The 20,398-nt window shown below is 66.4% G+C and carries 18 protein-coding genes and 2 pseudogenes; 6 read left to right on the top strand and 14 right to left on the bottom strand.

Translation table 11 applies throughout. From position 1 onward, the window contains the following. Positions 1-474 precede the first annotated feature (474 nt). From AC3A6X_RS19510 to AC3A6X_RS19475, 8 genes are all read right to left on the bottom strand, one after another. A complete protein-coding gene (locus AC3A6X_RS19510; protein ID WP_487843749.1) occupies positions 475-669 on the bottom strand; it encodes a hypothetical protein in 195 nt (64 codons plus the stop codon). Between the two features lie 232 nt (positions 670-901). Continuing rightward, on the bottom strand, positions 902-1,861 hold the full coding sequence (locus AC3A6X_RS19505; RefSeq protein WP_487843748.1) for an NAD(P)H-dependent flavin oxidoreductase: 960 nt from the start codon (positions 1,859-1,861) through the stop codon (positions 902-904). Positions 1,862-1,872: 11 nt separating this feature from the next. After that, positions 1,873-3,075, bottom strand: coding sequence for an ABC transporter substrate-binding protein (locus AC3A6X_RS19500; RefSeq protein WP_487843747.1), 1,203 nt, complete (start codon positions 3,073-3,075; stop codon positions 1,873-1,875). Beyond that, on the bottom strand, positions 3,072-4,022 hold the full coding sequence (locus AC3A6X_RS19495; RefSeq protein ID WP_487843746.1) for a branched-chain amino acid ABC transporter permease: 951 nt from the start codon (positions 4,020-4,022) through the stop codon (positions 3,072-3,074). The genes AC3A6X_RS19500 and AC3A6X_RS19495 overlap by 4 nt, the downstream gene beginning before the upstream one ends. A gap of 1 nt (position 4,023) precedes the next feature. Beyond that, positions 4,024-4,893 carry a branched-chain amino acid ABC transporter permease gene (locus AC3A6X_RS19490; RefSeq protein ID WP_487843745.1) on the bottom strand — a complete coding sequence of 290 codons (870 nt, stop codon included), beginning with the start codon at positions 4,891-4,893 and terminating at the stop codon, positions 4,024-4,026. Next, positions 4,890-5,615, bottom strand: coding sequence for an ABC transporter ATP-binding protein (locus tag AC3A6X_RS19485; protein ID WP_487843744.1), 726 nt, complete (start codon positions 5,613-5,615; stop codon positions 4,890-4,892). The genes AC3A6X_RS19490 and AC3A6X_RS19485 overlap by 4 nt, the downstream gene beginning before the upstream one ends. Further along, positions 5,612-6,430: an ABC transporter ATP-binding protein gene (locus AC3A6X_RS19480; protein ID WP_487843743.1), complete on the bottom strand. Its 819-nt coding sequence runs from the start codon at positions 6,428-6,430 to the stop codon at positions 5,612-5,614. The genes AC3A6X_RS19485 and AC3A6X_RS19480 overlap by 4 nt, the downstream gene beginning before the upstream one ends. Before the next feature lie 10 nt (positions 6,431-6,440). Next, positions 6,441-7,946, bottom strand: a complete 1,506-nt coding sequence (locus tag AC3A6X_RS19475) for an AMP-binding protein (protein ID WP_487843742.1) — start codon at positions 7,944-7,946, stop codon at positions 6,441-6,443. Positions 7,947-8,085: 139 nt separating this feature from the next. Between AC3A6X_RS19475 and AC3A6X_RS19470 the strand changes: the two genes are divergently transcribed. Both AC3A6X_RS19470 and AC3A6X_RS19465 read left to right on the top strand, forming a co-directional pair. Further along, complete coding sequence (locus tag AC3A6X_RS19470) at positions 8,086-9,111, top strand: cupin domain-containing protein (RefSeq protein WP_487843741.1); 1,026 nt, start codon at positions 8,086-8,088, stop codon at positions 9,109-9,111. 132 nt (positions 9,112-9,243) lie between these two features. After that, positions 9,244-10,071 carry a reverse transcriptase domain-containing protein gene (locus AC3A6X_RS19465; protein ID WP_487843740.1) on the top strand — a complete coding sequence of 276 codons (828 nt, stop codon included), beginning with the start codon at positions 9,244-9,246 and terminating at the stop codon, positions 10,069-10,071. A 385-nt stretch (positions 10,072-10,456) separates the two neighbouring features. Here the strand turns inward: AC3A6X_RS19465 and AC3A6X_RS19460 are convergent, their stop codons facing one another. The 3 genes and pseudogenes from AC3A6X_RS19460 to AC3A6X_RS19450 all read right to left on the bottom strand — a co-directional run. Then, entirely contained in the window at positions 10,457-10,840 is a 384-nt protein-coding gene (locus AC3A6X_RS19460) for a type II toxin-antitoxin system VapC family toxin (RefSeq protein ID WP_487843739.1), read from the bottom strand. Beyond that, the gene (locus AC3A6X_RS19455) at positions 10,840-11,052 is read right to left on the bottom strand and encodes a type II toxin-antitoxin system VapB family antitoxin (RefSeq protein ID WP_487843738.1); all 213 of its coding nucleotides are present in this window, start codon (positions 11,050-11,052) and stop codon (positions 10,840-10,842) included. Before AC3A6X_RS19455 ends, AC3A6X_RS19460 begins: the two co-directional genes overlap by 1 nt. A gap of 95 nt (positions 11,053-11,147) precedes the next feature. After that, a pseudogene (locus AC3A6X_RS19450) lies at positions 11,148-11,960 on the bottom strand (site-specific integrase); the annotation flags it as partial. Between the two features lie 711 nt (positions 11,961-12,671). Between AC3A6X_RS19450 and AC3A6X_RS19445 the strand changes: the two are divergent. Beyond that, positions 12,672-12,938 carry a hypothetical protein gene (locus AC3A6X_RS19445; protein WP_487843737.1) on the top strand — a complete coding sequence of 89 codons (267 nt, stop codon included), beginning with the start codon at positions 12,672-12,674 and terminating at the stop codon, positions 12,936-12,938. Positions 12,939-13,632: 694 nt separating this feature from the next. Here AC3A6X_RS19445 and AC3A6X_RS19440 read toward each other — a convergent pair. Beyond that, on the bottom strand, positions 13,633-14,091 hold the full coding sequence (locus AC3A6X_RS19440; RefSeq protein ID WP_487843736.1) for a sensor histidine kinase: 459 nt from the start codon (positions 14,089-14,091) through the stop codon (positions 13,633-13,635). Between the two features lie 121 nt (positions 14,092-14,212). Between AC3A6X_RS19440 and AC3A6X_RS19435 the strand changes: the two genes are divergently transcribed. From AC3A6X_RS19435 to AC3A6X_RS19425, 3 genes are all read left to right on the top strand, one after another. Continuing rightward, positions 14,213-14,416: a CoA transferase gene (locus tag AC3A6X_RS19435; protein WP_487843735.1), complete on the top strand. Its 204-nt coding sequence runs from the start codon at positions 14,213-14,215 to the stop codon at positions 14,414-14,416. A gap of 209 nt (positions 14,417-14,625) precedes the next feature. Continuing rightward, a complete protein-coding gene (locus AC3A6X_RS19430) occupies positions 14,626-16,863 on the top strand; it encodes a LamG-like jellyroll fold domain-containing protein (protein ID WP_487843734.1) in 2,238 nt (745 codons plus the stop codon). A gap of 106 nt (positions 16,864-16,969) precedes the next feature. Further along, positions 16,970-18,286: a hypothetical protein gene (locus AC3A6X_RS19425; protein ID WP_487843733.1), complete on the top strand. Its 1,317-nt coding sequence runs from the start codon at positions 16,970-16,972 to the stop codon at positions 18,284-18,286. Between the two features lie 157 nt (positions 18,287-18,443). Here the strand turns inward: AC3A6X_RS19425 and AC3A6X_RS19420 are convergent. Both AC3A6X_RS19420 and AC3A6X_RS19415 read right to left on the bottom strand, forming a co-directional pair. Continuing rightward, positions 18,444-19,019 (bottom strand): annotated as a pseudogene (locus tag AC3A6X_RS19420) (NmrA family NAD(P)-binding protein); the annotation flags it as partial. 242 nt (positions 19,020-19,261) lie between these two features. Then, complete coding sequence (locus AC3A6X_RS19415) at positions 19,262-20,302, bottom strand: Kelch repeat-containing protein (RefSeq protein WP_487843732.1); 1,041 nt, start codon at positions 20,300-20,302, stop codon at positions 19,262-19,264. Positions 20,303-20,398 lie beyond the last annotated feature (96 nt).

The following is a 20,398-nucleotide window of genomic DNA, read 5'->3' as shown; positions in this document are numbered from 1 at the left end:
CCTGGCCCGCTTTGCCTTTAGCCGTGCAGGTAGCGGCGCGTTGGTACCGCTGGTGCGCTTGGACAGCACCGAGCGGCCCAGCACTGAGCGCGTTGGTCAATCCATGCAGGCAACCCCGGTGTGCCATGCAGCAATACGAATTCGCCCGCGAGCCGTCCCTTTTTGCTGTAGCAATCGATGATGAAGGCTTTCATATTTTTCTAACTCCGATGTTGATGTAAATGGGATGGATGACATTCACCTGGAAAGTCATTCCTCGCGGACCCAGACCTGCGTTCGTCCGAGCGTCGGTATGCCGATGTAGCCTGAGAATCGGCGCGAAATGTGCGAGCCTCTTGCGACGCCTGGGCGGGGCGCAAACCAGCAGGGGTTCTTAGAACGCAGTGCGGTCGTAGGGAGCGATGGACTTCGGCGGTTGCAGGAATGCCGTCAGGCCCTGGAACCACATTACCTCCTGGAAGTCGCCGCTGGTGATCAGGTCCTCGCTGCCCCATCCACGGAGGAACGCTGCCCGGTGTCTTTGTCCGAAAGGATCGCGTAGCCCTTCGCGGCATCCTTAAAGCTCAAGGTGAACTGGGGATTCGCCGCCAGGCCGGCCGAGGACCGCATCGCGCCGTCGCGGATGACGTAGTAGCGGCCCACGCCGGAGGCGGTGCGGATCTGAAACACCAGGCTCTTGCCATCGACGTAGCGTGCGCAGTCGGGGTTGTGCTTGATCTGTCGTTTCAGGAGCTGGGTGAACGCCCGCCGAGAACTGCGCGGCGACGTTGCTGCCGGCCTTGCTCGGGCCGCACGCGACGGAGGTGGCGGTCGCGAGCAGCATGCAGCGCGCGATTGCGCGGCGGGAGTGAAATGACATCGGGATGTCTCCTTCAGCTGTGGTTGACCGGGCAGGGATGGTTCAGGCGGCCAGCGCCGTTTCGGCCACGCGCTGCATCGCCGCGCCGTATTCGCGGCGCAGGCGCTCGACCAGCGCGGCGGCGGGCACCACCTCGGTCACCGCCGCGATGCCTTGGCCGCAGCCCCAGATGTCTTTCCAGGGCTTCTTGCGGTCGCTGCCGAAATTCATCCTGCTCGCGTCGCTCTGAGGCAACGCATCGGGATCGAGGCCCGCCGCCGCGATCGAGCCGCGCAGGTAGTTGCCGTGCACGCCCGTGAACAGGTTGGAATAGACGATGTCGCGGCTGGTGCTCTCGACGATCATCCGCTTGTAGGCGGCGTCGGCGCGTGCTTCCTCGGTAGCGATGAAGGCGGAGCCGATGTAGCCGAAGTCGGCACCGGCGGCCAGTGCGGCGAGCAGCGCGTCGCCGCTGGCGATGGCACCGCTCAGGGCCAGTGGCCCGCGGAACCAGCGGCGAATTTCGTGCAGTAGCGCGAAAGGGCTGACAGTCCCGGCATGGCCGCCGGCACCGGCGGCCACGGCCACCAGCCCATCGGCGCCTTTCTCCACCGCCTTGCGCGCGAAGACGTCGTCGATCACGTCGTGGAGCACGACACCACCCCACGCGTGCACGGCCTCGTTGATCTCGGGGCGCGCACCCAGCGAGGTGATCACGATCGGCACCTTGTAGCGCTCGCAGGCCGCCATGTCGCGCTCGAGCCGGTCGTTGCTGCGGTGCACGATCTGGTTGATGGCGAACGGAGCCGACGGGGCTTCCGGATGCCGGCGGTCGTGCGCCGCGAGTTCCTCGGTGATTTCGGCCAGCCAATCGTCGAAGCGTTCGGCCGGCCGCGCATTGAGCGCCGGCATCGAGCCGACGATGCCGGCCTTGCACTGGGCGATGACGAGCTGCGGCGTGCTGATGATGAACAGCGGCGCGGCCACTACAGGGAGTCGCAGCTTGCGAAAAGCGGTGTGCATGGGCGTGGGGATCAGTAGATGGAAACGAATGCGCCGAGGCGGTTCCAGCGCTTGCCGTCGAACTCGACCGGCTGGAGCGACTTGATCAGCCGGTAGTCGTCGGGGCTGCTGCTCACCACCACGCCGGGCAGGAACATCGGCAGCTGCACGGCCTTGATCGAGGCGGCTTGCCGCAGCACGTTCTCGCGGGTGAGGTTGTCGCCGCAGGCGCGCAGGATGTCGACCATCAGTTTCGCGCTGGAGTATGCGTAGACATGGGAGCCCAGGCGCAGGTCGGCTTCCGGGCGGTACTTCTTCATGAAAGCAAGCCACTCGCGGAACGCGGCGTCGTTCTCCCACTGCGTGTCGTTGGGGTCCTTGGAATACGCGGTGGAGATCACGCCGATGGCCTTCTCCGGCCCGGCTGGGTTGAACACCGCGCCGATCAGCGCGGCGCCCTGGGCCAGGTAGTGTGTCGGCTTCCAGCCGGTGTCGTGAATCCGGCGCAGCGTCTGGATCGCCGCCTTCGCGGTGCTGAAGCTCACCAGTACGTCCGCGCCCGCACCGCGCAGCTGCACGATCTGCGAATCCACCGTCGGGTCGGTCACTTCGTACGAAGCCTCCGCGACGATCATCGACTTGGCGCGGGCACCCAGTCCTTCCTTGAAGCCGCGCAGATAGTCGCGCCCGTAGTCGTCGTTCTGGTACAGGATGCCGATCTTCGCGCTGGGCTTGTGCTCCAGGATGTGCCGCGCATAGACGCGCGCTTCGGACGGATAGTCGGGGTAGAAACTCATGCTCCAGGGGTAGCGCTGCGGGTCGTTCCACTTCGAAGCGCCGGTCAGCAGCAGCAGCTGCGGAACCTTCTTCGCGTTCGCATAGCGTTGCACCGCGGAATTGGTGGCAGTGCCGAACATGCCGTACAGCAGCAGCACCTGCTCCTGCTCCACCAGGCGCCGCACGCCCTCCACCGTTTTCGGCGGCGAGTACCCGTCGTCGAGGCTGATGAAGTTGAGCTTGCGGCCGTTGACGCCGCCTTGGTCGTTGACCATGTGGAAGTAGGCCGCCTGCGTCTTGCCTACCTCGCCATAGATCGACGCGGCGCCGCTGTACGCCATCGTCTGCCCGATGCGGATCTCGGTATCCGACGCGCCGGGATCGTATTTCTTCTGCGCGGCAGCGCTGCCGCAGGCCAATGCCAGCGTGGCCGCCAGGCCCAGGACGAACATCTTCATGGCTTGCTCCTCGCAAGAAAGCGGATCTTCAGGTGACGGATGCCACCGGCCACGCCGGTGGGCCAGAGCAGCACCAGCACGATCAGGATGGCGCCGTAGACCGCCCAGGGCGCAGACTTCGAGACCTGCTCCGCCACGCGCGGCACGAACTGGATGAACACCGCGCCGTAGACCGCGCCCGGAAGCGACGACAAGCCGCCGACCACGGCGCCGACCAGCAACGTGATCGACAGGAAGATCGAGAAGCTGTCGGGCGCGACGAACTGGACCACGATGGCCGACAGCGCGCCGCCGACGCTGGTGCACAGCGCCGATACGCTGAACGCGAGCGTCTTGATCCGCGCGTTGTCGACGCCCATGGCCAGCGCCGCGATCGGGTGGTCGCGCACGGCGACAACGTTCAGGCCAATGCCCCCGCGCAGCAGGTTGTGCACGGCCGCGAACAGCGCGGCCGCCACCGCCAGGCAGAAGAAGTAGAGCCACTGGTCCGCATCCAGCGGCAAGCCGAACGGCACCTCAGGCTTCATCAGCACGAGACCCTGCGAGCCTCCGGTCCAGCCTTCCAGCCCCTTGTACTTCAGCAACTGCGGCGTCGCCACGCCCAGCGCGAAAGTCGCCAGAGCGAGGTAGACGCCATCGAGCTTGAGTGCGGGCCGGCCGAACAGCCAGCCGAGCGTCCCGCCCAGCAGCGCGGTGGCCGGCAGCGTCGCCCAGTACGGCCAGCCGGCATGCTCCATCAACAGCGCGGCTGCATAGGCGCCCAGCGCGAAGAACGCGCCGTGACCCAGCGAGATCTGCCCGTTGAAGCCGGTGAGCAGGTTCAGCCCGAGCAATGCCACCGCGTATGTGATCACGAGGGTGGCCTCGAAGACGGCATAGCTTGGCAGCGCAAACGGCAGCCCGCAGGCGATCGCAAGGAGGACGGCGGCAAGCAGGTGACGCTGCATTTCAGACCCTCACCACGACGGCCTTGCCGAACAGGCCGCTGGGCCGGGCCACCAGCACCGCGATGATCAGCACCAGGGCGACGGAGAGCTTGAGCTCGGCGCCCACCACGTAGGTGCCGACCAGGTTCTCGAGCACGCCGACGATGAATCCGCCCACGACGGCGCCTGGTGCGCTGCCGATGCCGCCGAGCACCGCCGCGGCGAAGGCATACACCAGCACGCCCGACATCATGTGGACGTCGAGGAAGACGACCGGCGCGATCATCATCCCGGCGACGGCGCCGATCGAGCCGGCGAGCCCCCAGCCGAGCGCCAGCATGCGATCGACCCGCACGCCGACAAGGCGGCTCGACACCGGGTTTTCCGCGGTCGCGCGCATCTGCAGCCCCAGTGGCGAGTGGCGGAAGAACAGGTACACCAGCGCGAGCATGACGAGCGTCACGCCGACAGCGCCGAGCTGATGGGCGGAAATGAGTCCGCCGGCCGTGCCGGCTTGTGGGAACGGGCTGGGGAACGGGCGGATCGCATAGCCGAACAGCCAGCCTGCGATGCTGTGCAGGATGACCAGTAGCGCGACGAACACCACCACGATCGACAGCACCGGCGCATGGCGCAAGCGCCGGATCAGCACGGCTTCGATCGCGGCGCCCAGGGCGAACGCGATCGCGACGGTGGCGAGGAAGGCCGCCCAATAGGGCCATCCGGCCTCGATCAGGAGGGACGCGATGAAGGTGCAGAACATCGCCATCTCGCCCTGCGCGAAGTTCACGTGGTGGGTGCTGCGGTACACCATCACCAGGGCCAGTGCCAGGCTGGCGTAGATCCCGCCGGTCGCCAGGCCCGCCGCGAGCTGCGGGAGCAATGTGTTCATGCGGTGTCTCCTCCCAGGTAGGCCGCGTGTACGGCCTCGTTGTTGCGCACGGCAGCCGCGGGCCCGTGGAGGACGATGCGGCCGGTTTCGAGCAGGTAGGCCGTGTCGGCCAGGTCCAGGGCGAGCCCGGCGTTCTGCTCGACCAGCAGGATCGCGACGCGCTGTTCGTCACGCACGCGCCGCATGATGCGGAAGATGTCCTGCACCACATTGGGCGCCAGGCCGAACGACGGTTCATCCATCAGCAGCAGCCGGGGCCGCAGCATCAGGGCGCGCGCGATGGCGAGCATCTGTTGCTCGCCGCCGGACAGCGTGCCCGCCTGCTGGTGGCGGCGCTCCTTCAACCGGGGGAAATACCCGTAGAGGCGTTCGAAGTCCTCGCGCACGCCGGCCTTGTCGGTCCGCGTGCATGCGCCCATGCGCAGGTTGTCCTCCGTGCTGAGGCCCGCGAACGTGCCGCGGCCGTCCGGAACGTGGGCGACACCGAGGCGCACGATGTTTTCCGTGGCGAGGGTGTCGATGCGCTGGCCGGCGAACGTGACCTGGCCACGCCGGCGCACCAGGCCGCACAGGGCCCGCAGCGTCGTCGTCTTGCCGGCACCGTTGGCGCCGAGCAGTGCGGTGACGCCCCCGGCAGGCACCTTCAGGTCGATGCCGAAGAGCACGCGGCTGTTGCCGTAGCCAGCCTCCAGGCCGCGCACGTCGAGCAGGACGTCGCTCATAAGGCAACCCTCCGTTCCGCCGGCTCGCCCAGGTAGGCTTTCACCAGCTCGGGGTCGCGCCGCACCTCGGCGGGTGGCCCCTCGGTGATCTTGCGTCCGAAGTTCAGTGCCACGATGTTGTCCGACAGAGCCATCACGAGTCCCATGTGGTGCTCCACGAGCAGCACCGTCAGCGCGAGGCGCTGGCGCAGCGCGCGGATCAGGACCGCGAGCTCGTCGACCTCCTGGTGATTCAGGCCGCAGGCCGGTTCGTCCAGCAGCAGCAGGCGCGGCGACGCGGCCAGCGCGCGCGCGAGCTCCACGCGCTTCTGCGTGCCGAAGGGCAATTCGCTGGCGGGTACCTCGGCCACGCCGCCGAGGTGCAGCAGGTCGATCAGCTCGTCGACGCGCGCCGCCTGTGCGGATTCCTCGCGCGCGACCGCGGGCAGGCGCAGTGCATGCGCAAGCCAGCCGGTGCCGCGGCGGCAGTTGGTGCCGACCGTGATGTTCTGCCGCACCGTCAGCGTCCTGAACAGCGCGAGGTTCTGGAAGGTGCGCCCGATGCCCAGGCCCGCCATCCGGTGCCGCGGCAGCGCACCGAGCGCCTGCCCGGCGAAACGGATCTCGCCTGAATGGTTCGCGTGCAGGCGCGACAGGCAGTTGAACAGTGTCGTCTTGCCCGCCCCGTTCGGCCCGATCAGCCCGCAGATCTCGCCGGGCGCGACATCGAAGGACACGCCGTCCAGGGCGACCACGCCGCCGAAGCGCACCGTGACGTCGCGCACTTCGAGCAGGGGTTTGGGCCGCGGCCTGCCGCCGGAGATGCCGTGCTTCATCGGCGCTCCTTCATCCGCGGACCTGCGCGCGCAGCACGTTCTTGAGCACCTTGCCGGCGCCCGACAGCGGCAGCTCGGGCACGAAGCTGAAGCCGCGCGGGCACTTGTAGCCGGCCAGCCGTAGGCGGCACCAGTCGCGCAGCACCTCGCTCTCGATCGGCGCCGAGCCGGTCCGCAGTACCACCACCGCGTGCACGGCCTCGCCCCAGCGGGCGTCGGGCACGCCGACCACCGCCGCCTGTGCCACCGCCGGGTGGCCTCGCAGGACGGTCTCGACCTCGCCGCCGTACACGTTCTCGCCACCGCTGATGATCATGTCCTTGAGGCGGTCGACGATGAAGAGATGGCCGCTTTCATCCATGCGGCCGGCGTCACCCGTGCGCAGCCAGCCGTCGCGAAAGGCTGCTTGCGTCGCCTCCGGCTGGCGCCAGTAGCCGCGCATCACCATGGGCCCGCGCACCACGACCTCGCCGACGTCCCCGCGCGGCAGCTCGCGGCCTTCTGCGTCGGCGACGAGGATCTCGGCGCCGAGGCCGGCGCGGCCCACGGAGTGGAGCAGCCCGCGCTCGCGCGCCCCTGCGCGGTGGTTGCCCGGCGGGTTCATGCACACGGCGCCCGCGCTCTCCGTCATGCCGTAGGCCTGAAAGAATTCGGCTTGCGGCAACGCATCCAATGCGCGCGCCAGCAGATCCGGCGGCATCGGCGCGGCGCCGAATGCGACGCGCGTGAGACCCTGCACGCGCTCGCGCCGAAACTCGGGGGCGTCGAGCAGCGACTGCAGCATCGTGGGGACCGCCACGATGTCGCTCACGGCGTGGTGCTCGATCGCGTCCAGCACGCGATCGGGCTGGAACCGTGCCAGCGTGTTGCATGTGCCGCCGACCAGGAGCTGGCCGATCAGCCGGCCCAGGCCGGCGACGTGGAACAGCGGCGCGACGAGCAGTGCCACCGAGTCCGGCGAATTTGGCAACTCCGCCCCGCGCGCGACCGAGGCGGCCCAGAAGTTGGCGTGCGACAGCATCACGCCCTTGGCGCGGCCGGTCGTGCCGCCGGTGTAGAGGATGGCGGCGAGCGCGTCGCCGCCCGTACGCGTATCGGGCAGCGCCCCGTGCCGGCGCGCTTGCGCCGCGAATGCGTCCAGCGTCAGCACCTGCGTTTGGAGCGGCGGCACAAGATGCGTGAGCGATTCGTCGGCCAGCATCAGCACCGCGGCGCTGTCGGACAGCGCGTCGGCCAATTCGGGAGCGCTCCAGCGAATGTTGAGCGGGCAGGCGACGGCCCCGAGCCACCAGCAGGCCAGCAGCGCCTGGACCAGGCGATCATCATTGGGCGCGAGCAATGCGACGCGATCGCCCGCGCCCACGCCATTGCCGGCCAGCGCGGCCGCCTGCCGCGCCGTGCTTTGCAGCAGCTCGGCGAAGCTCAGGCGCCGCGGGGCGCCGTCGCCGAGGTGGATCAATGCGTCCTTGCCGGGGTGGCGCTGGAGCGAGCGGTGCAGTCCTTGTGTGAGGTACATAGGGTCGGTTCAGAAGACACCCGCAGCTTCGCGCCGAACTGCGCACCCGGATATCGGAAATGTGCAAGCCGGAGGATTGCGTGCAGGCACTGCGGTTTCCCCCATTGCCCAGCGCTGCGGTCGATCCCAGAGTGCAGCCATGCGCGTTTCCACCCTGCCTTCCCGGATCGAATTCGCCGGCCATCGGATCGCCGGCCTGCGCCTGGCGGACTGCCGGGACGTTGACCAGTCCAACGAGCTTTCCGCCCGCCTGTTCGGCTCTGCGCGCATGCGCCGGTTGCGCGCCGGCGGTGCTTTCCACTTCACGCACGACCACGTGCCATTCGGTGCTGTTTCGTTCGACCGAATGAGCTGGGGTGCCCATACCTCGCTCGTCCCCAAGGCCGAGTCGCTGCCGGGGTACTACCTCGTCACCCTGCCCATCCGGGGCGCGGCGCGTGTGCGGCAGGATGCGCACGTACAGCCGCTGGCGCACGGCACGTGCGGGGTGTTCAGCCCGTTGCGCAGCTTCGAGATCGAGGCCTACGAGGGGTTCGACCACCTCCTGGTGCGCATCGATGCCGCGTTCCTGGCGCGCGCATGGCAGGGGATCTCGGGCCGGCCGCTCACCGCGCCGCTGTTCTTCGAACCCGCCATGCCGGATTCGCCGGCCCTTGCCGCGAGCTGGATGTCTTTGGTGACTCTGGGAGAAAGCGTGGCAAGGCTGCCCTTGGGCACTGCGCCACGCGAGTATGCGCAATCGGCGTTTGCCGCCAGCGTGGTCTCGGTCCTTTTGACACAGCACCCCCACAACCATCGCTTCCTGCTGGAGTCCGACGGCAAGGCGGCTGCGCCCCGCGTGGTCCGGCTGGCCGAGGAGTTCATGCAGCATCGGCTGCGTGAGCCGGTGACGGTGGCCGAGGTCAGCGCTGCCTGTGGCGTGTCGCGCCGCTCGCTGTTTGCCGCCTTCCAGGCGCATCACGCCACCGGCCCGATGGCATGGCTGCGCCAGCGCCGCCTGGATGCCGCACGCGCGATGCTCGAGAAGCCCGCACGTGACGTCTTGCGCGTGGCGGATGTGGCCCTGGAATTCGGCTTCTTCCATGTAGGCGAATTCGCGGCCGCCTACGGGCGCGCATTCGGCGAAACGCCGTCGATCACGTTGCGGCGCGGCCGGCTGGGTTAACGGCGCAACCCGCTGCGGTTCGACGCACGGCGACCACGCACAAGCCGCGCGCGGTGATCGATCGCATCTCGTGCTTCTACGAGCACGAGAGCTTCAACATCCACCGCGCCGCGCGCGAGCTGGCGGCACGCGATGAACGCCATTTATGAGCAGGACTTCCTCGATTGCTCCTACGGCTTCCGACCGGGACGCGGTGCGCAAGATGCGCTGGACGAGGTCGGCCGAGTCATCTGTCAAAAGCCGACAGCGTACGTGCTGGAGATGGACATCGCCTCGTACTTCGACTCCATTGTGAGAGAGCAACTCATGGAGATGATCGAGAAGCGGATCAGCGATGCCAGCATGCTGAGGTTGCTACGCAAGTGGATCAACATCCGGGAAGGTTTGCTTTTGAGCGAGACAGGCACGGGACAGGGGCAGATCATCAGTCCGCTGCTGGCCAACGTGTACCTGCACTTCGTGCTCGACCGATGGTTCGAGACCGAGGTGAAGCCTCGGCTCAAGGGCCAAGCCTTTGCGATCCGATACGCCGATGATGGTCTGCTGTGCTTTGAGCGCCGGGAGGATGCTGAGAAGGTGCTGGCGGTGCTTCCCAAGCGGTTTGCGAAGTACGGGCTGACGCTCCATCCGGAAAAGACGCGCCTGGTGAAATTCGGGCGCTCCGCGCTTGCACAGGCGGAACTGGATGGGACCAAACCCGCAACCTTCGACTTCCTCGGCTTCACGTATCAGTGCGCGCGAAGCCGGCGCGGGAAGTTCACAGTTCACGTCAAGTCTGTGGCAGTTCTACCGCGGCGTGGGGTACGTCTGGCGAAAGTGGCTGACCCGCCGGTCAAGGGGCAAGACCCTTTCGTGGGCGCGCTTTGTCATGCTTCTGCAACGCTATCCGCTCCCGCTTCCCAGAATCGCGCGGCCTTGGACCGGGGCAGCGAATTCAACCTGAGGAACCCACTGTGGTAGTCCCGCACGGTGGGGTCTGTGAGGGGCGAGAGGGGTCCCTCTCGTCTACTCGGAAGCAGCTCCTTTGTGGCGGTCGACCGCGAGAGCGACGCGTGATCGGACAGCGCCAGCGTGCTGCTCGACCAGCCGTGCTGCACCGTCTGCGCTGCATCCCATTCACGCTCAGCGGTGTTGCCGAGCGGGGTCAGCAGCGTGACGAAGTGGAACCACGGCGATTGGTCAGCAGGCTGCTGACCAACTCGGCCGTCGGGGCAATGTGGGCGTCGCACATGGGGCGGGTGCAGGCGCTACTACACTGCCAGTTCGCATGCGTTGCCGTTGCCATGGACTGCCTTGTCGAGCGAGCGGCGCATCGCCATCACGCGCCGCGGCGGATCGCGCGAACTCAGTGCAGTGCTGGCCGATGCATAACGCCAAAGCGCACGGCAAGGGCACCAAGTTTTTTGTCGAGCGTCCAGAGTTCGGCGGGCCGCATGAGCATCGTGGATGCGAGCAAGGAGAGATCCACCAGACCGCAACCGAGCCCGTAGAGGCGTTCCCGTTCGATGAAGTCCCTGACCTCGGTGAGAGTCGCCTGCTGAACGTTCTGCAAAAGGTCCAGGTCGCCCAGTGTTTGCCGTCGCGGTTCCGGCGGCGTCCCGCATGCCAGCTCGGCAACGATCATCGGATGTGTCAGAACGAGATCCGCCTGCAACAGCGCCATCAGGGCGTTGTTCCGGTGCCGGAAGTGACTGACCCACACGGAGGTGTCGACAAGAACGGGCCCCATCAGGAGTTCGTTGCTGGGCGCCGAGGGCGCCGGCGAGGAACACTTCGCATGCTAGGTGCAGACGAACCCAGCGCGGCGAGGCGTTTGGCAGCCCGGACGCGAACAAAGGTTTCTATGGCCTCGCGAAACAGCTCGGCCTTGTCCATCCCCGGATCCGCCACCTCCAGGGCTTTGGCGTAAAGCGCATCGTCGAGTGTCACAGTCGTTCGCATGTCAGCCACCTGAAATGATGCAATTGTGCATCAATCCGGATGCGAGTGGATAGACGAACGAAGCTTCTCTGGCTGCAGAATGCGGTAGAACATCTTCACGGTTTATCCAGCATCCGGCTGACCTTGCTGCCCAGCGCGCTTTCGGCGCGGAAGTAGCCCATCACGGTCGCGACGCTGTGATGCCCGGTCATGGCCATCGTCTCGGGCAGCGACATGTTCTGCCGGCCGGCTTCCGTCACAAACCCGGCCCTGAGCGAGTGCGCAGAAAATTTCCCTTCCACCCCCGCCAACGCACACCGCTCCTTCACGATGTCGCGCACGGCCGCCGGCGCGAGTGGCTCGCCGAGATGCCCCCCCTTGCGAATGCGGCGGAAGAGGGCGCCTTCCTGGATGCCGCTGGCGGCGAGCCACTCCTGCATGGCCGCAGCCGCGCTGCCGACCAGCGGCTTCACATCCTCCGGGCGCGCTGCGCCGGCCTGGTTGGTCTTGGAGTGCGCGAGCGTGTAGAGGTACGACTTCGCATCGACGCGCTGCAGGTTCTCGAGCGTGGCCGAGGCGACCTCGGAGCGCCGTCGCCCGCCGGTGGCCCAGGCGAACAGGAGGAGGGCGCGATCGCGCTTTCCGCGCAGGGTGTCGTCGCAGGTCGCCAGTACCGCCTGCAGCGGATCCTTGGTGAGCGCGCGCTGCTTGCGCGGGCGCGCGCCGCGCATGGCGTAGGCGCGGCGCGTCTGGGCCAGGAGCTCGCGCACCAGCGGGTCTGCGCAAGGATTCGGCGCCTTGGCCAGCTGGTGCGCCTTGGACAGCACCGCGATGCGGTGCACGAGCGTGTTGAGCGCCGGGGCGCCGCGCCGCGCCTTGTAGCCGTTGGCCACCAGTGCCTGGTCGATGTCCGGCGGCAGTTGTTGGAGTTCTCAGATCACGCTAGTCATGCTTGCGCCCGTTGGGCCGCAAGGCCATGTCGATGGCGCAGGCGCAAGTCGCAGGCAAGTTGCTTGGCCTTCACTGGACCACGGTGTACCGCCTTCGCAAGCGGTTCTTGGAGGACCCGGTCGCAACGGCTGTCTTGGCCAAGGCACCAGGACCGGGAGTAGGATCCAGGAGACTCGATCCTGAGGTCGAAGAAGTCATCCGAGAGACGTTGATTCGATGGCTGCCGCGCCAGCGAGACTTGGCCCATCCGCAACTGGACCTGACCCTTCAGATCCGCGCACGCTGCACACGTGCTGGCCTGACGCCGCCATCCCCACGGTTGTTCGTCGCTGGACACTGCATTTGGAGGAGGAAGCGGCGGCACGTCTGGGGACGCATGCCGCTGGCGGGGAATGCACGCGGGCAGCGATCGCTGGAGGCCGTCGATCGCGGAGCGTTGGAGGTGCGCCGGCCGCCGCCCTTCGTGCCGCCGCGCGCCTGGGCCGCGGACCGGAAGGAAGGGATAGGGCATTGATCGGTTCGCACGGCAGGATGGCGCGCCCTGTGGCGCTCGCTGGACGGGAGAAGTGCTTGGTGGTCATGCGGGAGGCCCTACGGCGTGTCGTCCTTCAAACCGTACATCTGCGCACCTGCCCCCGCATCGCGGGCCGTGTCGCACCATTTCAGGAAACTTTCCCGAGGCCACAGCCATGACAGACCCCAGCACGCCCATTTCCGACGGGCACTCCCTTGAATACCGCGGCTTCCGTTTTGAGCTTCACGCGGAGTCCGTGCGCGGCGGCTATCGGCCGGTCGTCGTTCTCGTCCGCACTCCCGCGGATGAGGAAGAGACGCAACTGCCAAACGACACGGAAGAGATCGTGTATGGCACCGAGGCGGAGGCGATCCGGCACGCAGAGCAGCAGTCCATGCGCTGGGTTCACGACCGGACGGGCACCGGCCAAGCGCAGTTCTGAGCGGACGCTAACTATGCTGCATCCGAAAAAAGAGAAGGGAGCGCCCATGGGACGTAGCTTTTCGTACAAGGATCCCGAAGCCACGGTTCGCCGACCCCGCGACATTCCCAAAGCTGGAAGGCACGCTGAGACCGTTGCCTACAACATGTTCACGCGAATGCTGGGGGCACGGCGCCACGCGTGGGCCAAGAGTTCTTTCACCGGCAACGCAGCTGACCAACCCTAGCCGAGTTCAAATTTCCACCTAGGAGCGAAGCATGTCCCGACCTCTGGATTCCTGTCTCCGAAATGCAAGCTTCCGCTGGGGGCTCGCCGCGCTGGCCGTCGCCATCGGCCCTGCGATGTCCCAACCTACCGGAAATCCCAAGGGGACTGCAGCGCCGGCAGTAGAAGGCACGGCTTCGAAGCCGCCGGCCACTGGCAACCGGGCCGCTCAGAACCAAGACCGCGGTTCTGACAGCGCCACCAAGCCTGAATCTCGCGCGGCACGAAGCGGCAATCTGCGGACGCCGGGAATCGGAACTTCGGGTGGCCTTTCGGGGCGGCATCCGGGTGATGGATCCGGGCGAGGCAACACGCAGACCAATCAAGCGCGACCCTCTAAGCCCTAAGGTCTCAGCCGAGATGCGCGCTTCCGGGTGGCAGCGCTGCAAGTCAACGCTGCGAGTACTCACGGACTTGTCGGACGAGTTGCCTACCGCCTTGTCGGCTTCGGCAGCTGGCATTCCGCGTAGTCCAGAGCTTGCGTCCAGTCACGGCCTTCATTCTTCGGCGCGATCGAGAACCGGGCGAAGCGGCAGCCTGACCGTGAACTCGCTCCTCGATGCTTGCCGTCGCATCTGACTTCGACAAAGCCCCGATGTGCGTCGACCAGATCCTTGACGAGCGACAGGCCGACGCCGAAGCCTCCGCCTGATTGGTGGGGATCCTCTTGGGTGAACAACTCGAAGATCCTTGGCAGCAACGAGGGCGCGATTCCAACCCCTGTGTCTTCGACCTTGATCACGGCATGGTCAGCTTCGGCCGTGCATTGCAGCCAGATGCGTCCCCCGGGCGGGGTGTACTTGATGGCGTTGTGCAGCAGATTGAAGACGATCTGATGGACACGCGCCTTGTCGGCGCTGACCTTAAAAGTGCGAGCAGGGGCGGACACCTCACGCTCGCATCAATATCTCCGAAGCCTTGCGCTGTTTCGCTGCTGCATCGCTAGATGTCGAAGGCGTGGCCACGAAGCCGGTCTGAACCTGCCAAGAAGTCCTGGGCCTGAGGCAGCAATGAGCGGACCACTTGCCGGCATCCTGGTTCTCGACCTGGCCTCCGTGATCATGGGGCCCTATGCCAGCCTCATGCTCGGCGACTATGGCGCCGACGTTGTCAAGATCGAGCCGCCCGGCGGCGACGTCATGCGCAAGTCGGGGCCCATGCTTCACGCGGACATGGGGCACTTCTGCCTGTCGCTGGGGCGGAACAAGCGCTAGGTCGAATCCTTGCGGGCATGGCGAAGGGGCAGTGACATTCAGTGTCGCGTCGCCGGCGTCTCATGTGACAACGAATGTCACTTGTTGCCGCGGCGCCTCCCTTGCAACGTGCGCAAATGCATCCATCGGTTGTACCGATTTCATTTCATAACCATTTCGAGGCGAATGGCACGTACCTTGCGGAAGTATTTATGTAGAAATTGCGACATATGACACATTCTTCGAGCGACGACGACAAGAATGCGGCCCTGCTGGACCGCCGCACCTTCTTCATCGGCACCGCGAGCGCACTGGCCCTGGGCACGACGGCTTGCGGTGGTGGTAGCGGGGGAGGTTTTTCGCCGCCAGGGGGAGCCACCGCGCAGCAGCCGCCACAGCAGACGCCGGCCGCCAACCCTGATGCAGTAGCCGGTGTCGATACCCCCAATACCACCGACACCCCGGCGCCCGAGCCGACAACCCCTGGGCCCGAAGTACGCAAGATCGTGCACCCCGGCCTGCTGGTCACCGAGACCGACCTGCAGCGTATCCGGGACAAGCTGGCCGCCAATGGGCAGCCCTGGGTGGGCGGCTGGAACATGATGCTCAGGACGAACAACACCAACCTCAACGCGACGCCGCGCCCCCTGGAGGTCGTGGTGCGCGGCGTCGATGGCGAGAACTATTGGCAGATGATCGGCGACATGGTGCGCGCCCTTCATCTCGCATTGCGTTGGAGGATCACGAACGACGAGAACTACGCGAAGAAGTCAGTGGAGTTTCTCAATGCATGGTCCTCGACCTTGACTGCCTTGGGCGGCAACTCGAACGTCTTCCTCGCCTCGGGCCTCTACGGCTACCAGTGGGCCAACGCAGCGGAACTGATGCGGACCTACTCTGGCTGGGCAAAGGAAGACGTCGCCCGTTTCCAGGCCATGCTGCTGAACGTGTTCTACCCGAAGGCCCACGACTTTCTGGTCAACCACAACGGCACGGAGACCAGAAAGGTCACCCACTACTGGGCGAACTGGGACTTGGCCAACATCTGCTCCGTCTATGCGATCGGCGTGTTCTGCGACCGGCCCGACCTGACCGCCGAAGCGATCAGCTACTACAAGACTGGCCGCGGCAACGGCGCGAGCGCCAACAACGTCTACTACGTGCATCCTGGCTATCTGGGGCAATGGCAGGAGAGCCATCGCGATCAGGGTCACTCGACCCTCGGCATCTCGCTGGCCGGCGCGCTGTGCGAAATGGCCTGGAACCAGGGCGAGGACCTCTTCGGCTACTGGAACAACCGGCTGCTGGCCGGCGCGGAGTACGTGGCCAAGACGAACCTGGCGGATGCCAACGGCAACGCCCTGTTCACGATGCCGTTCGCGCCCTACAACGGCGTCTTCGGACCGGGGACCGCCGCGGCGGGCACAAACCAGCTGCGGCCTTGCTGGGAGCTCATCTACAACCACTACGTGAACCGCAAGGGACTCGCGGCACCCTGGACCAGGGCGCTCGTAGACAAGCTCCGGCCGGAGCGCGTCGACGGCGGCGACCAGCCGGGCATGGGCACGCTGCTCTATGCGCGCGATCCGGTCCCTGCCGCCAAGCCCAGCGGCCTGAGCGCATTCCTGAGCAACGGAAAGGTGCAGCTGTCCTGGTGGGGCACCGCAGGTGCTTCCCAGTACCTCGTGCAGCGCGCGACTTCGCCAGACGGTCCGTTCACGACCCGTTCGTCGGTCACCGACCCGCGCACCTACACCGACGATCCCGTCCAGGGCACCTGGTACTACAGGATCGACGCGGTGACCAACGCCGGCAAGATCACCGGTGCGGAGACCTTGCGCGTGGCGGTCCCCGGTGAGCTGTGGCTGCACCTGCCGCTCAACGGCGATGCCAACGACGCCAGCGGCCGCGGCCTGCATGCGCAGTTGAAGGGCGGCACGAGCTGGGGCGAAGGACGCAGCGGCGGAAGAGCCGTGCAGCTCGACGGCCGCAGCGGTCACGTCCAGCTGCCCGACGGTGCCGTGTCGGCCCTGGGCGATTTCACGATCGCCGTGTGGGTCTATTGGGATGCGGCAGCGGTCAACGCACGAATTTTCGACTTCGGCTCCAACGACGTGGCCTACATGATTCTGATCCTGCGCGACGGCAACACCCAGCTGCGCTTTTCAGCCTCGCGCAATCAGTTCTGGAACGAAGAGTCGGTGTCCGGCAGCGCGGTACCCACCGGGCGCTGGGTGCACGTGGCGGTCACGCTCGCAGGCACCGGGGGCACGCTCTACGTGGACGGCGCGCAGGTCGCCACCGCGGATGGCATCTGGATCAATCCTTCCCAGCTGGGCAACACTACCCGGACCTGGCTGGGGCGCTCCCAGTACGGCAGCGATCCGTACTTCAAGGGCCGGATGCAGGACTTCCGCATCTACAGCGGTGCGAAGGACGCGGCCTTCATCGCGGACCTCGCCCGCTGAGCGCCATCGGGCGGCAGCGCTGGCCGGACAACCCTGAACCCGAACCGGCGCGCGCATGCACAAGCGCGCAGGTGCTTTTTTCACTTCGACCTTTCGGACTTCTCTCATGGACATTCTTTCTCGGCGATGCGTTTCCGCGCTGATGGCCTCGCTGCTGCTTTTCGGCTGTGGCGGAGGAGGTGGCGGCGGTGGAGGGGGCGTCATTCCGCTGGTCGGCAGCCCGACGGGCCAGTCTGGCAGTGGAGCGTCCGCCAATGCAGGCCAGGGCGGCGTCGCTCAAGACGGTGGCGGCACCTCGAACGGCGGCAATGCTCAAGGCGGTGGCGGTATCCAAAGCGGTGGTGGTACCCAGAACAGCGGCGGTGCGCCCGTCGCGGCCACGGTTGCGATGGCCAACAAGCTCGGCAAGCCCGCCCGGGTACTGGTCGGCCTGGGGTCGACGTCCATCGACGACATGAAGAGCCAGGACATCCACCCTGACATCGTGGAGCAATACCTCGTGGGCGTCGGCTCGGGCGCGTGGCCCACCTGGAACAGCCCCGATGGGGCCTACGTCACCTTCACCGCGCAGGCCGCACAGGCCTATGGTGCGGTGCCTATGTTCACGCTCTACCAGATGACGGCGAACGGCGAGGGCAACCTGAGCGGCATCAGCGATGCGACCTTCATGAACAAGTACTGGGGCCAGGTCCGTTTGATGTACCAGCGCATCGCGGAATGGGGCAAGCCTGCCCTGGTCAACGTGGAGCCGGACTTCTGGGGCTTCGCCGCGTCGCAGGCGCCCGGCCGCGACCTGACGAAGATGGCCGCCGCCGTGAGCGGCCAGCCGGAATGCAGCACTCTGCCCGACACCGTCGCGGGCCTCGGCCAGTGCTTCGTGCAGATGGGCCGCAAGGTTGCGCCGAAGACGCTGATCGGGTTCCCGCCCGCCTTCTGGAACGGCACGCCCGGCGAAGTCGCCGCGATGATGCGGGCGGCCGGCGCGAACCAGGCAGACTTCATCGTCGCTCAGACCAGCGACCGCGACGCGGGCTGCCGGGAGGCGGCATCGAGGCCCGCGGAATGCCAGAACGGAAGCGCCCCGTTCTACTGGGACGCGAGCAACCAGACCAGCCCGAACTTCCACGACAACCAGAAGCAGTATTCGGACTACCGCGCGACCCTGGGCAACGGCCTTCCGATCCTGTGGTGGCAGACGCCGATGGGCGTGCCTTCCGATACGCCCGGCGGCACCGACCAGCACTACCGCGACAACCACGTCCACTACATGCTGACCAACACCCAGGAGTACGGCAACATGCACACCATCGGGATGGTCTTCAGCGCGGGCGGCAGCCACCAGACCTCGATCAGCACGGACGGAGGCCAGTTCGCGCGCCTCTCGGCGCAATACCTCGCGCGAGGCGGCGCTGCGTTGAAGTAGCCGGTTCCTGTCTCCCTATCGCGCGGAGGCGCCGCCATCGACGGGGATGATTCCGGCCATGGCCACCCTACCACTCCGGCCGGTAGATCAGGGGACTTTGGCTGGACAGTCGGAATCATGAGTCCCCGTCGCGGCCCGAACTGAGGTTCGCATTGATTCAAGTTGCCACGTCGGTGACCGGTAGGGCGTGGCGTTCATTGAACGTCCCACTCTTGTCCCATGCGACACCCCGCCCTTGGGCAAAGGCCGCACGATACTTGCGCATCATGTCGTCCGGGTCGCGCGCCAGTTCGTCCAGCAAATACTGCTCGCTCCACTCTGAACGGCTGAACGGGCGGCCGAGTGCCGCTTGCAGCTTGTCGGCGACCTCGCCGTAAGTCACGGTGTCGCCGGCCAGATACACGATCTCGTTCCGGATACGGGGCTTGGCGAACGCAATCTCTGCGGTCAGCGTTCCGATATCGTCGGGAGTCGTCAGCGCCACAGCAGTGTCGAGGCTGCCCAGCGCATGAACTGCGTCGTTTTGCAGGTCAACGACACCGAATTCCGGCTCAAACAGGTAGCTCATGAACATGCCGGTCGAGATGAGGACCCACTCGGTCTGTTGCTGACTGCGCAGCAACTCGCGCACGTCCAACTGTGCGTCGAAGATGTCCTGTGGACTGCCGCGACCGATCACGTCGAAGTCGACTCCGAACTGCCATGGGAAGTACCTCGGGATTCGGCCTGCAAGGGGGACCGGCGGTGCACCGGATCCCGGGGCCTAGAGAGGAATCCTGGCGGGCTTCGATTGCCCTATGGACCTACGGTAGACACCTCGCTGATCCCAGCTGTTGCCTTCCGCCAAGGTGCATACACATTGCCGGCGCGCGTCGATTTGCCGACGTAGCGCGGGCGCTGGGCTCTGGCGGTTCTAAGTTGCCACGCCAGGTTGTTGGGTGTTCGACTGTCAAACGGGTGGCTGACCAAAGCCGCTCATGGCTCCCCGATTGTCAGAACTTCGTGGATGGCGGTTGCGGCGTTCCCGCCCACCGCCAGTCCACCCCCAAACACATGGATCCTGTTGTCTATCGTTGCGGCACCGAGACCATGGCGTGGCGTCGGCAAGGAGGGCAGCGCGCTCCAGCGGTCCGCTGTGGGGTCGTAAACCCAGCTCTCAGAGAAAACTTTCTGTTCCGGAACCCACTGCTCGCCGCCGAACACAAACAACTTGCCCGCGTGGGCTGCCGCGGCGAGGCCGCCTTGCGCTTGCGGCATGGGCGCCAGTGTCGTCCACTGGCCTGTGACGGGATCGAACATCTCGAGAGTGGCGACGTTCACCTGCCGCAGGCTGCCGTCCGGCTGCTTGATCGCCCGCCGTCCACCCACGACGTAGATCTTCCCCTCGATTACTGCCGACGCGGCGCTGTTGCGTGCCGTCGGCGCGGGCGCGGCGCGGGACCAGCGCTCGGCGCTGGTGTCGAACACCTCCGCGAGGGTGGTGTCCTCGTGGTCGTTGAAGTGACTTGCTTCCGCCTTTGCGCGAACGCGTCCACCAATGACATACAGCTTTCCTTGTACAGCTGCGACGACCCCCTCCGCGCGTGGCGTCGGCAGCGGCACGCCCGTGCGCCAGCGATCGGCTGCGGGGTCATAGACGAAGACGTCTGCCTGCGCCTGCCAACGGGGAAAGCCACCGCTGAACCCTCCGAGGCCGTAGATCATGCCGCCCTCAGCGGCCAACGCAATGTGATGCCGCGCCTCCGGCAACGTGGCCAGCCGGGTCCAGCTGTCCTGGACCGGGTCATACGCCTCGAAATGCGCGGAGTAGCCGGTGTTGGGGCTGAGGAGCCCGCCCGCAACGTAGATGCGTCCGTTCAGGACTTCGGGGTAAAGCTCCTGCCGGGCGACTCCAGCTGGCGCGGCCTGCGACCAAGCCGGCGGTTGCCGCGCGGGGACTTCTGGCGCTACTGCGGCGAGTGCTGCTGCTGCGAGTGGTGCGGCAAGGTGCCGCAGGAGGGATGCGGAGGTGGACATGCGCTTGTTTCCTGGTTGGCGAGTTGGATGAACGCATGCTAGGGAGCGCAGGGGTGCGCGGCTAGGTGGATAATTCCGGATAGGCTGTTAACCAGC

This window comes from Variovorax sp. Soil_C_12 (genome assembly GCF_057657375.1).
Note: the sequence above shows the minus strand (reverse complement) of the source record. Positions and strands in the feature narration are given on the sequence as shown.

Excerpts from the sequence above, each read along its gene's own strand:
- AC3A6X_RS19505 (WP_487843748.1), bottom strand. The coding sequence starts at position 1,861 with ATGCACACCGCTTTTCGCAAGCTGCGACTCCCTGTAGTGGCCGCGCCG.
- AC3A6X_RS19500 (WP_487843747.1), bottom strand. The coding sequence starts at position 3,075 with ATGAAGATGTTCGTCCTGGGCCTGGCGGCCACGCTGGCATTGGCCTGC.
- AC3A6X_RS19495 (WP_487843746.1), bottom strand. The coding sequence starts at position 4,022 with ATGCAGCGTCACCTGCTTGCCGCCGTCCTCCTTGCGATCGCCTGCGGG.
- AC3A6X_RS19490 (WP_487843745.1), bottom strand. The coding sequence starts at position 4,893 with ATGAACACATTGCTCCCGCAGCTCGCGGCGGGCCTGGCGACCGGCGGG.
- AC3A6X_RS19485 (WP_487843744.1), bottom strand. The coding sequence starts at position 5,615 with ATGAGCGACGTCCTGCTCGACGTGCGCGGCCTGGAGGCTGGCTACGGC.
- AC3A6X_RS19480 (WP_487843743.1), bottom strand. The coding sequence starts at position 6,430 with ATGAAGCACGGCATCTCCGGCGGCAGGCCGCGGCCCAAACCCCTGCTC.
- AC3A6X_RS19475 (WP_487843742.1), bottom strand. The coding sequence starts at position 7,946 with ATGTACCTCACACAAGGACTGCACCGCTCGCTCCAGCGCCACCCCGGC.
- AC3A6X_RS19470 (WP_487843741.1), top strand. The coding sequence starts at position 8,086 with ATGCGCGTTTCCACCCTGCCTTCCCGGATCGAATTCGCCGGCCATCGG.
- AC3A6X_RS19465 (WP_487843740.1), top strand. The coding sequence starts at position 9,244 with ATGAACGCCATTTATGAGCAGGACTTCCTCGATTGCTCCTACGGCTTC.
- AC3A6X_RS19460 (WP_487843739.1), bottom strand. The coding sequence starts at position 10,840 with ATGGGGCCCGTTCTTGTCGACACCTCCGTGTGGGTCAGTCACTTCCGG.
- AC3A6X_RS19455 (WP_487843738.1), bottom strand. The coding sequence starts at position 11,052 with ATGCGAACGACTGTGACACTCGACGATGCGCTTTACGCCAAAGCCCTG.
- AC3A6X_RS19445 (WP_487843737.1), top strand. The coding sequence starts at position 12,672 with ATGACAGACCCCAGCACGCCCATTTCCGACGGGCACTCCCTTGAATAC.
- AC3A6X_RS19435 (WP_487843735.1), top strand. The coding sequence starts at position 14,213 with ATGAGCGGACCACTTGCCGGCATCCTGGTTCTCGACCTGGCCTCCGTG.
- AC3A6X_RS19430 (WP_487843734.1), top strand. The coding sequence starts at position 14,626 with ATGACACATTCTTCGAGCGACGACGACAAGAATGCGGCCCTGCTGGAC.
- AC3A6X_RS19425 (WP_487843733.1), top strand. The coding sequence starts at position 16,970 with ATGGACATTCTTTCTCGGCGATGCGTTTCCGCGCTGATGGCCTCGCTG.
- AC3A6X_RS19415 (WP_487843732.1), bottom strand. The coding sequence starts at position 20,302 with ATGTCCACCTCCGCATCCCTCCTGCGGCACCTTGCCGCACCACTCGCA.